Origin of the sequence: Streptomyces boncukensis, assembly GCF_011045075.1 — a bacterium.
GTDB lineage: Bacteria > Actinomycetota > Actinomycetes > Streptomycetales > Streptomycetaceae > Streptomyces > Streptomyces boncukensis.
In genome coordinates this window covers 1-1,340 of the sequence record NZ_JAAKZZ010000958.1, presented here as the reverse complement: position 1 = coordinate 1,340, position 1,340 = coordinate 1, and the positions used below count along the sequence as shown (strand labels likewise).

The following is a 1,340-nucleotide window of genomic DNA, read 5'->3' as shown; positions in this document are numbered from 1 at the left end:
CCCCGGCCCCTGCGGATAACCGGGCCCCTGCTGGTATCCCGGGGCCTGCTGGTACCCCGGCGCCGGCCCCTGCGGATACCCGTAGCCGGGACCGGGCTGCACCGGCGCCCCCGGCGGCGGCTGCATCGGCGCCCCGGGCGGCGGCTGCATGGGAGGCTGCATCGGCTGCTGTGGCGGCCAGGGCTGGTTCATGTATCCCCCGTGGTTGAGCATGGAGCGAGATGTATGGGCGCCCAAGGTACCAAGGGGATCCGGAGGGCAGGGAGACGTAACGGCGTCGTTCCCGAACACACACAATGCACAGATCGCGGTTACCGAGCTGCTACACCGCCCCCGGAACACAGGGATTGCCGGTTTTCCCGCATCGGGTAATCTGCCAGTGCTCTGAAGGCCATAGGGCCCCGCAATCACTCCGAGCACGGCATCGCAATTCAGTACATACGGGGGATCTCATGCGTATTCGTCGCGCCGCCGGCGCCGTCAGTCTCGTTCTAGCCGCGACCGTCGTCCTGGCAGGCTGCACCGACGAACCGAAGGACAAAGCGTTCGGCGGGGCGGGAAGCCTGAAAGACCTCAAGGACCCGAAGCTCCCCTCGCTCAAGGACCCGTCCCTGCGGCCCTCGGCCCCCGGCCTGGAGAGCACGGGCGGACTCAGCTCCGGCGGCTCCGACGGCTCCAGCTCCAGCGGGGGCTCCAGCAGCGGGGGCCTCACCTCCGGCGGTTCCGGCTCCAGCTCCAGCGGCCTCTCCAGCGGCCGTTCCGGCGGCAGCGACCTCCCCACCGCGCGGCCCACCCCGCGCCGTACGTACAGCTCCAGCGCGTACGGCGAGGTGGACGGCAAGCGGTGCCGCTACAGCCGCTCGCTCCGCCGGATCAGCTACGACGTCGCGCTCCACAACCGCTCCAGCGACCAGACGTTCCGCTACAGCTTCAACGTCCGCTTCAAGGTCGGCTCCTCGCCGAGCTCGTCCATCGCGACCCGGACCATCGGCAGCCGCTACCAGTCGGTGACGCTGAGCCCCGGCGCCCGCCGCACGGTCACGGTCTCCGTCGCGAAGTCCGCCAACAACCAGCGGATGGTCTACTCCTGCCAGGTGCGGACCCCGCGCAAGTTCCCCAGATAGCTCCTGGTTCCTGACGGAGTTCCCCGGGACCCTCCGGGGTTCCGGGTACTCCTTGCGATCTCCCAGTCGCACACAGGTACGGTGACCCCATGGGTCTCGGTGATATCGGCGGGGCGGTCAAGGGTGGTCTGAACAAGGCGAAGGACGGTGTCGGCAAGCTGGCCGACGGCGGGATCGACACGTTCAAGGACATCACTCCCGATCCGGTCGAGGACC

General features: G+C 69.0%; 1 protein-coding gene. It reads left to right on the top strand.

Annotated elements, in window-relative coordinates; translation table 11 throughout:
- Positions 1-452: 452 nt before the first annotated feature.
- Positions 453-1,124 carry a hypothetical protein gene (locus G5C65_RS38810; protein WP_206442709.1) on the top strand — a complete coding sequence of 224 codons (672 nt, stop codon included), beginning with the start codon at positions 453-455 and terminating at the stop codon, positions 1,122-1,124.
- The last annotated feature ends 216 nt before the right edge of the window (positions 1,125-1,340 follow it).

Excerpts from the sequence above, each read along its gene's own strand:
- G5C65_RS38810 (WP_206442709.1), top strand. The coding sequence starts at position 453 with ATGCGTATTCGTCGCGCCGCCGGCGCCGTCAGTCTCGTTCTAGCCGCG.